Below are 12,556 nucleotides of genomic sequence, written 5' to 3'. Positions count from 1 at the left end.
GGCAGGCCGGGCAGGCCGGTATCCAGCAGCACGGCGGCCACGCGGCGCAGTTCCGTATCGGCCGCCACGGCGGGCACGGGGCTCACCATCACCTCGGCCACGGGCCGGCGCGCCAGGTCGATGGCCTGCTTTACCGCACCGGGTTCGGGCAGCAGGTCCAGCGGCGCCATGTCGGCGCGCAGCAGCAGACCCACCACGCGGCCCTGGGCGTCCACCACCGGCGCCTGCGCCACATGGTGCTCGGCCAGCGTCTGCCAGGCATCGTTGACCATGGCCTCGGGTGGCACTGTCAGGGCCTCCTGGGTCATCACGTCGCTCACCAGCGTCAGCGGCTTGCGCGCCTGCTGGGGGCCTTGTTCCGTCTGGGCATAGGCGCTCACGGCGTCTTGCAGGCGCAGGTTCACGGGTGGCGCCACGGGGTGGGCTGCCGGCTGAACGGGCAGCTCGGGCAGGGCCTGCTCGTCCAGCGAGCGGGTGCGCAGGGCCTGGGGGCGCTGCACGCGCCGCACCGGTGCCACGCTGGAGAGGTTTTCCGCCCCGCCACGGTACATCTGCCCCGAAGGGCCGAACACAAAGAACATGCCGCCAACCTCCTCAGGGGCAGGCCTGCAAAAATAATGGCTGCCCCCTGCCCATGTTATCGGCAGCAAAAAGGGCGGGGCACAGGCCAGGGTGTATCCGTGTGTGCCAAATGTGCGCGGCCGCGGGCATCTACACTCACCGGTTGTCCTGAACCGGGCCTTTGGGGCCCCCCATTTCCATGATCGACCGCGCTGCCATCTCCGCCGCCCGCACCCAGCTGGCGTCCCGCCCCGACTTCCTGCGCACCACGCCGCTGCTGCGCCTGAGCGGCCGGTCCCTGGGCGTGGACTGCGCCGAGGTCTGGCTCAAGCTCGAGCACCTGCAGGTGGGCGGCAGCTTCAAGGCGCGCGGCATGCTGTACCGCCTGCTGGCCAACCCCGTGCCCGAGAGCGGCGTCATCATCGCGTCGGGCGGCAATGCCGGTATCGCCGTGGCGGCCGCGGCCCGCGCCCTGGGTGTGCGCTGCGAGGTCTTTGTGCCCGAGGTCTCGCCCGAGGCCAAGCGCGCGCGGCTGCGCGCCCTGGGGGCCGACGTGGTCGTCACCGGCGCGGCGTATTCCGAGGCCTTCGAGGCCTGCGTGGCGCGCCAGAAGACCACCGGCGCCCTGCAGGCCCATGCCTATGACCAGCCCGAGGTGGTGGCTGGCGCCGGCACCCTGGCGGCTGAGATCGAGGAGCAGGGCGGCCGCCTGCCCGACACCGTGCTCGTCAGCGTGGGCGGAGGCGGCCTGATCGGCGGCGTGGCCGCCTGGGTGGAAAGCCGCGCCCATGTGGTGGCGCTGGAGCCCGAGCGGGCGCCCACCCTGCACGCCGCCCGTGCCGCCGGCGCACCGGTGGACGTGGAGGTCGGCGGCATCGCCGCCGATTCGCTGGGCGCGCGCCGCATCGGCGCCATCGGCTGGGAGGTGAGCCAGCGCCATGTGCACGCATCGCTGCTCTTGCCCGACGAGGCCATCCGCTTGGCCCAGCAGTGGCTGTGGAAGGAGCTCAAGCTGGCCGTCGAGCCGGCCGCTGCGCTGGGCCTGGCGGCCCTGCAGACTGGCGCCTACAAGCCCCAGCCGCAGGAGACCGTGGCCATGATCCTTTGCGGCGCCAATTTCGATCCGGCAAGCCTTGCCTGAAGCGGCGTTGCGCCGCCCCTCTAAAATCCCCCCATGCTAGACATTCTTCTTCTCCGCAAAGACCTCGACACCGCCATCGCGCGCCTGGAAACCCGCAAGAAACCCCAGGCCTTCCTGGACGTGGCTGCCTTCCAGGGCCTGGAAGCCGAGCGCAAGACCCTGCAATCGCGCACCGAAGAGCTGCAATCGCAGCGCAACCAGCTGTCCAAGCAGGTCGGCATGCTGATCAGCCGCGGCGACAAGGACGCGGCCGAGGCCGCCAAGGCCCAGGTCACGGCCATGAAGGCGGAGCTGGAGCAATCGGCCGCCCGCCTGGAGCAGATCCAGGCCGAGCTGCAGGCCATCCTCGTGGCCGTGCCCAACCTGCCGCACGAGAGCGTGCCCGTGGGCTCGGACGAGTCGGGCAACGTCGAGGTGCGCCGCTGGGGCACGCCCGGCACCTATGCTTTCGAGGTCAAGGACCATGTGGATGTGGGCACGCCCCTGGGCCTGGATTTCGACATGGGCGTCAAGCTCTCGGGCTCGCGCTTCACGGTGATGAAGGGCCAGATCGCCCGCCTGCACCGCGCGCTGTCGCAGTTCATGCTGGATGTGCAGACGCAGGAGCATGGCTACACCGAGTGCTACGTGCCCTACGCCGTCAACGCCGACTCGCTCAAGGGCACGGGCCAGTTGCCCAAGTTCGAGGGCGACCTGTTCGCCGCCAAGAAGGGCGGCCAGGACGGCGAGCCCGTGCCCGACAACGCGGCGCTCTACCTCATCCCCACCAGCGAGGTGCCGCTGACCAACTTCGTGCGCGACGTGATCGTGGCCGAGGCCGAGCTGCCGATCAAGCTCACGGCGCACACGCCGTGCTTTCGTTCCGAGGCCGGCAGCTACGGCCGCGACACGCGCGGCATGATCCGCCAGCACCAGTTCGACAAGGTCGAGATGGTGCAGATCGTGCACCCCGAGAAGAGCTACGAGGCGCTCGAGGAGATGACCGGCCACGCCGAAGCCGTGCTGCAAAAGCTTGGCCTGCCCTACCGCGTGATGAGCCTGTGCACCGGCGACATGGGTTTCGGCGCAGCCAAGACCTACGACCTCGAAGTCTGGCTGCCCGCGCAGAACACCTACCGCGAGATCAGCTCGGTGAGCAACTGCGAGGCCTTCCAGTCGCGCCGCCTGCAAGCCCGTTTCAAGAACGCCCAGGGCAAGAACGAGCTGCTGCACACCCTCAACGGCTCGGGCCTGGCCGTGGGCCGTACCCTGGTGGCCGTGCTCGAGAACTACCAGCAGGCCGACGGCAGCGTGACCGTGCCCGAGGTGCTGCGCCCCTACCTGGGCGGCCTGGCCGTGCTGGCGCCGAAGGCCTGAGTTCATCTGCGGATCCAGCGCACCACGGGCCTTCGGGCCCGTTTTTCATGCCCGCAAGGGACTGCGGTGGCGCCGCAAGCAGCTTCTGGCGCGTTGTGGTGCAATCCGCTTCCGATGCGGGCGGCTGCCGCTGCATCGCTACAACACCTACCTACCAGGACCGATCTCCATGACCTACCCCATGCACACCTCCAGCATCCCCGTGTTCCGCCAGATGCTGGGCGCCCTGAAGGACGTGCTCGCCAAGACCGAAGCCCATGCCACCGCGCGCAAGATCGAACCCGACGCGCTGCTGCAGGCGCGCCTGTACCCCGACATGTTCCCCATGGCGCGCCAGGTGCTGATCGCCTGCGACTTCGCCAAGGGCGTGAGCGCGCGCCTGGCCGGTGTCGAGGTGCCGTCCTTCCCCGACGGCGAGCGCCCCGGCTTTGCCGAACTCAACGAGCGCATCGACACGGTGCTGGCCTTCATCGAAGGCCTGCCCGCCGAGAACTTCGCCGAGGCCGCCAGCCGCCAGATCACCCTGCAGCCCGGCACGCCGCGCGAACGGCAGTTCGAGGGCCAGGCCTACCTGCTGCACTACGGCCTGCCGCAGTTCTTCTTCCACGTGACGACCGCCTATGCGCTGGCACGCCACAACGGCGTGGAGCTGGGCAAGAAGGACTACATGGGCAAGGCCTGAGCCAAGGCCGCGGGCACCTTCCGGGGACCGGCGTCATGCCTTGAACGTCACCCAGGGCCGAAGCCGCACAGCCGGTCGCACCAGCCCTGCCGAATCCTGGGCGTCGATCACCGGCCCGATGGGTTTGTAGGCCTGCGGTGCCTCCTCGATGCGGCGCTCCTCGCGCAGCGTCACGCACTGCCAGCCCTGCTCGCCAGCGTTGGCCGGATTGGGGCGCATCGCCCGCATGGCCTGGCGCCGCATGCTTCGACCTGCGCCATGGCTGCAGGACCAGAGCCATTCGGCCGACCCCAGGCCTGTCACCAGGTAGGAGGCATCCCCCATGGACCCCGGAATCAGCGCGAAGTCGCCTTCGTTCGCTGGGGTGGCTCCCTTGCGATGGATGTTCATCCCTTTCTCTTGCAGGACCACGTTGTGCGGCACATCCACCACCAGGCGCGAATCGGACGCGCCGATGAGCTGTTCCAGGTCCTTGCGGACCAGCTCGGCCAGCACAACGCGGTTGGCCCAGGCGTACCGGGCGGCAACGCCCATGGCTTGCAGGTATTCCTCAGCCAGAGGCCCTGACAGACCATACAAGCCGCTGGCGGGGTGCCTCTGCCCGTGCGGCCATTCAGCCTTGGCGCGGTCCATCCAGGCCTGGCCCACGTAGAAGCCGATGTCGCGTGAGCCACTGTGGATCATCACCACCACGTCACCAGCGCGCAGTCCGGCATGGTAGGCGGCATGCCGGTCCAGGATCTTCTCGACCACCTGCAACTCGACGAAATGGTTGCCCGAGCCCACGGTGCCCAGGCAGGGGTCGCGGAACACGGCATGCCGTTCCTGCAAGTAGGCATCGGGCGCGTAGCGTGCACTGCCACCGAAGCTCGCCAGGCCAATGCATTGATCGAGCTCGGCATGCAAGCGGGCCGTGTCGGTATGGGCCCAAATCCCGTCGCTACCCAACCGGTCGATAAAGGCCTGCGGCCCTTCATCGAAGAGCGCGCGGAACGCTCGGGTAGTCACAGGTACGTCGCGCCCGTTGTTCAGCAGACTTGCCGTGAGCAGATTGACCAGCCGATCCTTGTGCGGGGCCAACTGGTCCAGCCGGGCGCCCGTGGTCAGCAGGCGAACGCTGCAGTTGATGTCCGTGCCGATGGCGGCCGGAATCACAAAGTCTGCGGGCGTGGCCACGATGCTGCCGACGGGCGCCACCGTGCCCGGGTGAAAGTCCGGTGTGGCGCAGGCCCGGCAGACAGCGGCGTGCCCATCCGGCCGCTGTACGGCTGCAAAGGCCAGGAGCTGGCGAACTGCCTTGTCCTCCAAGGGGAGGCTTTCGGGCAAAAGAATATGGGCCTCGGCCTGGCCATCGCGCACATGGTAGATGCCGTCGCGATAGTCCAGGGCGATGCCGGTGCGCGCAAAGGCGCGCTGAAGTCGTTGGTAGGTACCCATGGCTGCAAATTCCGCGAGGCCGGTTGGCACTCGCTGTGTCCGGGGCGCTTCGGTCGTGTGAAGCCGCCTGATCCCGGACGATGAAAGACACCCGGGGCCTGTGAGGGCCCGGGAAGCGTCCTTCTTGCAGCAGCAGGGTCAAGAAAGGAAAGGCGCGCAGTATATCCGTGCCGCTCCGGGCTGGGCAAGCGGGAGTGGCGGGCAATGCAATTGCAATACGCAAAAAAAGCCTGCTATAATCGCAGGCTTCGACACATAGGAGAGGTGGCAGAGTGGTCGAATGTACCTGACTCGAAATCAGGCGTAGTGGCAACACTACCGTGGGTTCGAATCCCACCCTCTCCGCCACTGACAAAGCCCCGTGCCATCGCAAATGGCTCGGGGCTTTTTCTTTTGCCCATCGCATCCTTGGCAGGGCTGGCTTGGTGCGCGCGCCCATGGGCCGTGGGATCGTGGGTCATGCTCGCTTTCTGCATCTCACCCGTTTGTCGCTATCTCTTGGGTTCTCTTCGTGTGAGAATTTGCAGGTAGATTCATTCGCCCTGCTTTGCCAGTTCCTGACGTCAAAAGGATGTGTTCATGATGCTTCGTAAAACTGCCGCTGCCTTCGCCTTCGTCGCTGGTGCGGTCATGATGTTGCCGGCCCACGCGGCCGACCCCGCCGTGTTCGACGCGGCCACGGGCCGCCTGCGCTTCCCCATCCTGCAGATCGACGGCAACCTCAAGTTCCGCGACGTGGTGATCCAGCTGGTCTCGCCCGGCCAGCTGCGCCTCAACGATTCCAGCGTGGGTGCGGACATCAGCTTCACCTCGGCGGGCAATGTGCTGCGCATTCCGCAGCTGAACTTTGGTGGCACCCTCTACCCTGCCGTCAGCCTGACCGGCCCCGGCTTCTCGCTGGTGAGCTTCGGTGATGTGGTCATCGATGCCGGCACCCCCAGCAACGCCACCCTGGACATCCGCGTGACGGCGCAGGGCACGCCCGTGCCACTGATCACGATCAACAACATGCCCAAGCCCGCCAACCAGGCCGCGTTCTGCAGCGATCCGGCACTGCAGCAGACGGTGTTGCAGAACGCAGGCGCTGCGCAGGCCACCTGGACCATGTCGACCTGCACCTTCAGCGGCAACACCGGCCGCATGACGGGTACGCTGACCCTCACCACCCCGGTGGCGGCAGCCGTCTCGATCGTCGCGGACTTCACCTACCGCTGATAGATAGCCCGTTCAGTGCGCCGGGGCCTCGATGTGGCCCGGCGCATCCACCTGCACCGTGGCATGGCCGATGCCGTGCGCGCGGCGCAGGTAGCCGGCCACCTGCGCTGGCAGGGCCAGCGGGTCGGTGCCCGCGGCCGGCGTTACGTGCACCGTGGCCACGGTGCTGTCGTCCGTCAAGGTCCAGGCATGGAAATGGCCCACCTCGGCCACCCCGGGCAGGGCGCGTATGCCCGTCTCGGCGGCTGCCAGGTCCAGCCCCCGGGGCGCGGACTGCAGCAGCACCACCAGCGCATCCGAAACCAGTCCCCAGGCCGAGCGCACGACCAGCACGGCCACCAGCACCGAGAGCAGCGGGTCGAGCACCGTCCAGCCCGTGGCCATGATGCCGATGGCCGCCGCGATGGCGCCCACCGAGCCGAGCAGGTCCCCCACCACATGCAGCAGGGCACCGCGCAGGTTGCCGTCGTTGCGCTGGCCGCGTGCCAGGATCCAGGCGCCCACCAGGTTCACCACCAGCCCGATGGTTGCCACGATGAGCATGGGCCCGGCCAGCACCTCCGAGGGCGTGCGAATTCGCTGCACGGCTTCCCAGGCGATCCAGGCCACGAGCAGCAGCAGCGAGGCCCCGTTGGCCAGCGCCGCGAGCACGCGCACGCGGTGAAAGCCATAGGTGCGCTTCAGGTCCGGAGGGCGCCGTGCCACGCGGTAGGCAACCAGCGCCAGCAGCAAAGCCGCCGCGTCGGAGACCATGTGCCCGGCATCGGCGATCAGCGCCAGCGAGCCCGACAGCGCCCCGCCCACGGCCTGCACCGCGGCATAGCCGGCCGTCATCAGGAAGACCAGGCGGATGCGCTGCTCGTTGGAGGCGGTGACCGACGGTGCATGGCTGTGCTCGCCGCCCTGTGAATGGCCGTGGTCGTGGTCCCCGTGCCCGTGGGGCTCGCCGGGTGCGTGGGCGTGTGGTTCGTGCATGGCGGTCATTCTGGACCAGGCGGAGCGGCTGTCCCTCAGGCCCGCCCGGCGGCCTCCGCCGCCTGCACCAGCGCCTGGCGCAAGGCTTTGGCAAAACGTGGGTCGGTCACCGCGCCCACGTTGAAGCGCGACCAGCGCGAGGTGGCTGCAAAGTCCACCGAGAAGATGCGCCCCGGTGCCATGACGATCTTGCGCGGCAGCATCTCCTGGGCGAAGGCCAGCGAATCCTGCACTCCCGGCAGGGCCACCCACTGGTACAGCGACTGCGGGTTGCGCGTGAACACTTCGGCGCCCACGGCGTCGAAGAGCTGCGTGGCGCTCTGCGTGGCCGCGGCCAGGCGGTCGCGCAGGCGCTGGATGTGGCGCTGGTAGTGGCCTTCGCTCAGGATCACGTCCACGGTGCGCTCGCTGTACTCCGAGCTGCTCACGTGGATCAGCGCCTTGAGGTCGGCGATGTCGCTGGCCAGGTCGGCCCCGCAGGCAATGAAACCCACGCGCAGCGCGGCCGAGAAGGACTTGGAGAAGCTGCCGATGTAGATCGTGCGCTCGAGCTGGTCCAGGGCGGACAGGCGCGGCGCGCTGGTGGGCTTGAAGTCGGCCAGCGGGTCGTTCTCCACGATCATCAGGTCGTACTTCTGCGCCAGCTGCAGCACGCGGTAGGCCTTGGCGGCTGTGAGGTCCGAGCCCGTGGGGTTGTGCGCCACCGACTGGGTGAAGAACAGCCGCGGCTTGTGCACGATGAGCAACTGCTCCAGCGCGTCGAGGTCGGGCCCGTCGGCCAGGCGCGGCACGCCCACGATGTGCGCGCCCGCCAGCTTGAGCTTGCCGAACAGCGGGTAGTAGCCCGGGTCGTCCACCAGCACCGGCGCGCCCGGCGGCACGAAGTAGCGGATGACGATGTCCATGGCCTCGTTGGCCCCGTGCGTGAGCACGATCTGCCGCGGTTCGGTGCCGATGCCCAGGTCCGCGAGCTTGCGCACCAAGTGGTGGCGCAGCGGCTCGTAGCCGAAGCGGTTGCCGTAGCGGAACAGGGCCCCGAGACCGGTGCGCACCACCTTGTGGTGGAACTTGTCCAGGCGCACGTCGGCCAGCCATTCCACGGGCGGAAAGCCATCGCCCACGGCCAGCTCGCCGGGCTCGGACTTGAGCTGCTCGCGCATGAGCCAGACGATGTCCATGGCGCGGCCGAGTGAGCCGGCCTCTTCCTCCTGGGCGGAGGCCTGGGGCTGCGCGCGCACGAAGTAGCCCGAGCCCCGGCGCGGCTCGATCAGCCCGCGCGCCACCAGCATCTCGAAGGCCGCGACGATGGTGTTCTTGGCATAGCCGTGCAGTTGTGCCAGCTCGCGCAGCGAGGGCAGCTTGTCCCCCGCCTGGTAGGCGCCGTCGCGGATCTGGCGGTCGATGGAGTCGGCCAAGGTGAGGGTCAGCGAGGCGGTCTTGGGCGCGGCTTTCATGGGGGTTCCAAAGCGGTTGGGCCACTATGACACAGCCCATGTGTACCCGGACAGATGGCACAACTGTCCCTGAAAACTGTACCCATAGACACTGGTACAGATGGCCTAGAGTCCGCCCCATCGCCCAACGACTTACATCCCGAGGACAACCCCAAATGGTCGCCGACTCCCGCCTTCCCCAGTTCCGTGCACTCAGCCCTGCCCAGCGTTTCGACCACGTGGTGCAGGCTGCGGGGCTCACCGCCGACGAGGCCGTGCTGCTGGCCCGGCCTGGCGCGCTGGGCGTGGAGCGGGCCAACGGCATGATCGAGAACGTCATCGGCACCTTCGAGCTGCCCTTGGCCGTGGCCGGCAACTTCCAGGTCAATGGCCGCGAGGTGCTCGTGCCCATGGTGGTGGAGGAGCCCTCGGTGGTGGCCGCGGCCTCGTACATGGCCAAGCTGGCGCGCGAGTGCGGGGGCTTCCAGGCATCGAGCACCGGGCCGCTGATGCGTGCCCAGGTGCAGGTGATCGGCGTCGCGGACCCCTACGGCGCGCGCCAGGCCCTGCTGCTGCAGCGCGAGGCGATCCTGGCCGTGGCCAACAGCCGCGACAAGGTGCTGATCGGCCTGGGCGGCGGCTGCCGCGACATCGAGGTGCATGTGTTCGACGACGCGCCGCGTGGCGCCATGGTCGTCATGCACCTCATCGTGGACGTGCGCGACGCTATGGGCGCCAACACCGTCAACACCATGGCCGAGGCCGTCTCGCCGCTGGTGGAGCAGATCACCGGCGGCACGGTGCGCCTGCGCATCCTGTCCAACCTGGCCGACCTGCGCCTGGCCCGGGCGCGCGTGCGGCTCACGCCCGAGGTGATGGCCACGGCAGAGCACAGTGGCGAGCGCATCATCGACGGCATCGTCGACGCCTGCAGCTTCGCCGTGATCGATCCCTACCGCGCGGCCACGCACAACAAGGGCATCATGAACGGCATCGACCCCGTCATCGTCGCCACCGGCAACGACTGGCGCGCGGTGGAGGCCGGCGCCCATGCCTACGCCTGCCGCGGTGGGCGCTACACCTCGCTCACGCGCTGGGAGAAGGACGCCAGCGGCGCCCTGGTCGGCAGCATCGAGATGCCCATGCCCGTGGGCCTGGTGGGTGGCGCCACCAAGACCCACCCGCTGGCGCGCCTGGCCTTGCGTATCCTCGGCGTGCAGTCGGCGCAGGAGCTGGGCGAGGTGGCCGTGGCCGTGGGCCTGGCGCAGAACCTGGGCGCGCTGCGCGCGCTCTCCACCGAAGGCATCCAGCGCGGCCACATGGCGCTGCATGCCCGCAACATCGCACTGGTGGCCGGCGCCTCGGGGGACGAGATCGACCGCGTTGCCAAACAGATGGCGCAGGAGCACGACGTGCGCGTGGACCGCGCGCTGGCGCTGCTGGCAGAGATCAGAAGCTGACAGAGCCCTCGGGCAAGCCCGGCAGGCCCGCAACAGGGCCGCCTTTTCCAATGACAACGACAGGAGACAAGACATGACGACGAAGACGCTGAACCACCGCATTCCCTCCCTGGTCCGGCCGCTGATCGCGGCTGCGGCGCTGGCCCTGGGCCTGTCCACGGCCCAGGCGCAGGACATCCGTTTCGGCTTCAATGCCGACCAGTCGGGCACCGGCGCGGCCGAGCTGGGCGTGGCCGCGCGCCATGGCTTCGACCTGGCCATCGAGGACATCAACAAGGCCGGCGGCCTGCTGGGCAGGAAGGTCGTGGGCATCGTGCGCGACGACACGGGCCAGCCCCCGAAGTCCATCCAGAACATGACCGAGCTGATCGACAGCGAGAAGGTGGCCGCCGTGGTCGGGCCCACCAACTCGGGCAATGCGCTGGCCTGGCTGCACATTCCCCAGCAAAAGAAGGTGCCCGTGATCGTGCCCGTGGCCACTGCCACCGACATCACCAAGCGCTACGCCAACGAGGCGCAGAACTACATCTACCGCGTCTCCATGGTGGACCGCGAGCAGGTGGCGCTGCTCATCGCCTACGCCGTCAAGGCCACCAAGAACCAGAAGATCGCCTTCATCGCCGACTCCACAGGCTTCGGCCAGCAGGGCGTGAAGGACCTGACCGAGGTGCTGGCCCTGCACGGCAACAAGGCCGTGGCGGTGGAAAAATTCGGCCCCAAGGACACGGACATGACCTCGCAGCTGGCCAAGATCCGCGATGCCGGGGCCGACACGCTCATCGTCTACGGCCTGGCCGATGCCAACGCCCAGCTGCTGCGCAGCATGGAGAAGATCAACTACCTCCCGACCACGCTGGGCACCTGGGGCAACATGAGCACGCCGCTGCTCAACACGGCGGGCAAGAAGCTGGCCGAGCACATCATCTTCGCCACCTCCACGGCCGAGGACAGCAACCCGCGCGCCGTGGCACTGGCGGCCCGCGTGCGCGAGCGCTACCCGCAACTGCCCACCTTCGTGGCGGCCGCGCAGTCCTACGACTCGGTGATGCTGCTGGCCGCTGCCGTGAAGAAGGCCGGCAGCACCGATGGCGACAAGCTCGCCGCCACGCTGGAGAACGGCGTGCCCGACACCCAGGGCGTGGTCAAGCTCTACCAGAAGCCGTTCGCCAAGGGCGACCACGAGGCGCTCTCGGTCGCCGACTTCCACCTGGCGCGCTGGCGCGATGGCAAGGTGTCGGCCTATGAAGACGCCATCACCAAGGCGCTGACGCCGGCCGACTACAAGAAGTGAGCCCGCAGCGCGGCAGGCCCGGAGACGGCACCCCATGACCAACGTATTGCAAGCCTTGCTGAGCGGCCTGGCCCTCGGTGGAATCTATGCGCTCGTCGCCTTGGGTTTCAGCATCACCCACACGACGACCAAGACGCTCAACTTCGGCCAGGGCGAGTTCCTGGTCGCGGGCTCCTTCATCGCGGTGGCCACCTTGCTGCTGCTCTCGGGCAAGGGCCACACCGGCGTGCTGGCCGCAGCCGACGTGACGTTTGCGCGCTATGGCCTGGCGCTCGTGGTGTCGCTGGCGGTGCTGGCGCTGCTGGGCGTGGTGCTGTACTTCACGGCGGTGCGGCCCTTCGTCGGTGCCACCGGCATGGCCTGGGTCATGAGCACCATCGGCTTCGGCATCATCGTGCAGAACACGGCGCTGGCCATCTGGGGCCCTGGCTCCATGGCCATGCCTTCGCCGCTGGGCGACGAAGTGATCCGCATCGCCGAGGCCGGCATCCGCGCGCAGGAGATCCTGGTGCTGTGCGTCACGGCCGTGGTCATGCTGGTGCTGGACCATGTGCTGCGCCGCACCAAGGTCGGCAAGGCCGTGCGTGCGGTGGCGGTGAACAAGCAGGCCGCGGCCCTCATGGGCATCAACGTCGGCGCCATCGTGGTGCTGGCCTTCGTGATCTCGTCGAGCCTGGCAGGACTGGCCGGCCTGCTGATCGCGCCCATCACCACGGCCTCGGTCTTCATGGGCCTGGCCATCGCGCTCAAGGCGTTCTCGTCGGCCATCGTGGGCGGGCTCACCAACCCGCGCGGCTGCATTGCCGGCGGGTTCATGCTGGGCTGCATCGAAGCCCTGGTGGGCCTGTGGCGGGCCGAGCTGCGCGAGATCACGGTCTTCGCGCTCATCATCCTGGTGCTGGTGGTCAAGCCCGAGGGGCTGTTCGGCCAGAAGCCCTTCGAGAAGGTGTGACCGCACCATGCGCACCCATACCCTTGCGTTCATCGCCGCCGCTACGGCGGGCG

General features: G+C 68.5%; 11 protein-coding genes and 1 tRNA gene. 8 read left to right on the top strand and 4 right to left on the bottom strand.

Annotated elements, in window-relative coordinates:
* The coding region (locus tag PMI14_RS02360) for an HPP family protein (RefSeq protein WP_007849033.1) at nucleotides 1-581 on the bottom strand (581 nt) is incomplete at its 3' end.
* Nucleotides 582-760: 179 nt separating this feature from the next.
* Between PMI14_RS02360 and PMI14_RS02355 the strand changes: the two genes are divergently transcribed.
* The 3 genes from PMI14_RS02355 (at nucleotide 761) to PMI14_RS02345 (ending at nucleotide 3,740) form a co-directional block, all read left to right on the top strand.
* Nucleotides 761-1,702 carry a threonine/serine dehydratase gene (locus tag PMI14_RS02355; protein WP_007849031.1) on the top strand — a complete coding sequence of 314 codons (942 nt, stop codon included), beginning with the start codon at nucleotides 761-763 and terminating at the stop codon, nucleotides 1,700-1,702.
* Between the two features lie 33 nt (nucleotides 1,703-1,735).
* On the top strand, nucleotides 1,736-3,058 hold the full coding sequence (serS, locus tag PMI14_RS02350) for a serine--tRNA ligase (RefSeq protein ID WP_007849029.1): 1,323 nt from the start codon (nucleotides 1,736-1,738) through the stop codon (nucleotides 3,056-3,058).
* A gap of 169 nt (nucleotides 3,059-3,227) precedes the next feature.
* Nucleotides 3,228-3,740 carry a DUF1993 family protein gene (locus PMI14_RS02345; RefSeq protein WP_007849026.1) on the top strand — a complete coding sequence of 171 codons (513 nt, stop codon included), beginning with the start codon at nucleotides 3,228-3,230 and terminating at the stop codon, nucleotides 3,738-3,740.
* 33 nt (nucleotides 3,741-3,773) lie between these two features.
* On the opposite strand, the gene PMI14_RS02340 is transcribed toward PMI14_RS02345, so the two are convergent.
* Nucleotides 3,774-5,177 carry an RtcB family protein gene (locus tag PMI14_RS02340; RefSeq protein WP_007849024.1) on the bottom strand — a complete coding sequence of 468 codons (1,404 nt, stop codon included), beginning with the start codon at nucleotides 5,175-5,177 and terminating at the stop codon, nucleotides 3,774-3,776.
* Nucleotides 5,178-5,435: 258 nt separating this feature from the next.
* On the opposite strand from PMI14_RS02340, the gene PMI14_RS02335 reads away from it, so the two are divergent.
* Both PMI14_RS02335 and PMI14_RS02330 read left to right on the top strand, forming a co-directional pair.
* Nucleotides 5,436-5,525: transfer RNA gene (locus tag PMI14_RS02335), tRNA-Ser, on the top strand.
* A gap of 231 nt (nucleotides 5,526-5,756) precedes the next feature.
* On the top strand, nucleotides 5,757-6,392 hold the full coding sequence (locus tag PMI14_RS02330; RefSeq protein WP_007849023.1) for a hypothetical protein: 636 nt from the start codon (nucleotides 5,757-5,759) through the stop codon (nucleotides 6,390-6,392).
* 12 nt (nucleotides 6,393-6,404) lie between these two features.
* Here PMI14_RS02330 and PMI14_RS02325 read toward each other — a convergent pair whose 3' ends face one another.
* Together PMI14_RS02325 and PMI14_RS02320 are read right to left on the bottom strand one after the other, a co-directional pair.
* The gene (locus tag PMI14_RS02325; protein WP_007849022.1) at nucleotides 6,405-7,367 is read right to left on the bottom strand and encodes a cation diffusion facilitator family transporter; all 963 of its coding nucleotides are present in this window, start codon (nucleotides 7,365-7,367) and stop codon (nucleotides 6,405-6,407) included.
* Nucleotides 7,368-7,402: 35 nt separating this feature from the next.
* Complete coding sequence (locus PMI14_RS02320; RefSeq protein WP_007849021.1) at nucleotides 7,403-8,821, bottom strand: PLP-dependent aminotransferase family protein; 1,419 nt, start codon at nucleotides 8,819-8,821, stop codon at nucleotides 7,403-7,405.
* A gap of 26 nt (nucleotides 8,822-8,847) precedes the next feature.
* On the opposite strand from PMI14_RS02320, the gene PMI14_RS02315 reads away from it, so the two are divergent.
* The 3 genes from PMI14_RS02315 (at nucleotide 8,848) to PMI14_RS02305 (ending at nucleotide 12,503) form a co-directional block, all read left to right on the top strand.
* Nucleotides 8,848-10,260, top strand: coding sequence for a hydroxymethylglutaryl-CoA reductase, degradative (locus PMI14_RS02315; RefSeq protein WP_369751423.1), 1,413 nt, complete (start codon nucleotides 8,848-8,850; stop codon nucleotides 10,258-10,260).
* 73 nt (nucleotides 10,261-10,333) lie between these two features.
* Nucleotides 10,334-11,551, top strand: coding sequence for an ABC transporter substrate-binding protein (locus PMI14_RS02310; protein WP_007849017.1), 1,218 nt, complete (start codon nucleotides 10,334-10,336; stop codon nucleotides 11,549-11,551).
* A gap of 34 nt (nucleotides 11,552-11,585) precedes the next feature.
* Nucleotides 11,586-12,503 (top strand): branched-chain amino acid ABC transporter permease, encoded by a 918-nt coding sequence (locus PMI14_RS02305; RefSeq protein ID WP_007849014.1) that lies wholly within the window; start codon nucleotides 11,586-11,588, stop codon nucleotides 12,501-12,503.
* Nucleotides 12,504-12,556: the final 53 nt, after the last annotated feature.

It is taken from the genome of Acidovorax sp. CF316 (assembly GCF_000276605.1).
Lineage (GTDB): Bacteria > Pseudomonadota > Gammaproteobacteria > Burkholderiales > Burkholderiaceae_C > Acidovorax.
Note: the sequence above shows the minus strand (reverse complement) of the source record. Positions and strands in the feature narration are given on the sequence as shown.